Source organism: Acerihabitans sp. TG2, from assembly GCF_035013185.1.
Lineage (GTDB): Bacteria > Pseudomonadota > Gammaproteobacteria > Enterobacterales > Enterobacteriaceae > Acerihabitans.
The window spans coordinates 1-621 of record NZ_JAYGJO010000104.1 but is presented as its reverse complement, the minus strand read 5'-3'; the positions used below and the strand labels follow the sequence as shown (position 1 = coordinate 621).

At 51.0% G+C, this 621-nt stretch carries 1 protein-coding gene; it reads left to right on the top strand.

The window, feature by feature from the left end:
* On the top strand, positions 1–621 hold a 621-nt coding region (locus SJI19_RS24725; protein WP_323480880.1), incomplete at both ends, for an S-type pyocin domain-containing protein.

Here is a 621-nt window from a genome sequence, read left to right as displayed (position 1 = left end):
CTCCCCACCGAACAGCTCAATCTTCCGCCTGCCGACATATTAATGCTTGCGGCTAACGGATTAACCACCGTTCGTAGTAATATTCATGGCCGCTTAGTGAATATAGGCGGAACCCTGCACGTAGAATTGTACAAAACTGATAAGTTCCTGCCCATCCGGGCACTGGTAGCGGAGCCAGTAACCACCGCTGGCAAAGAATTTAAAGGCGTATTCAAAAGCACCGTGCCGGCCACGGATGATTTCCCCGCCAGAACAATTTTTATCACGCCCGGTCGGGCACCCGGTTCACGAGGGTTGAGGTCTTTAGTTACCCCAAACGAAGGACCTAAATCTATCGCCAATACAGGAAATCAGACGCAACCCGTCCAATTACCCGTGGTGACAACCTACCCTGATTTTAGTGGCATTGATAACAGTGTTATTGTCGTGCCGCCCCTTGATAGCGGCTACCAGCCAATATATATTATGTTTGCCAGCCCCCGTGACTTGCCCGGTACGGTAACGGGTCAGGGGCAAAAGGTGGGGAACAACTGGCTTGCTGATGCTGCAACTGAAAACGGTGCGCCTATTCCGGCCCAGGTTGCGGATAAATTACGAGATAAGCGTTTCAACTCGTTTGAT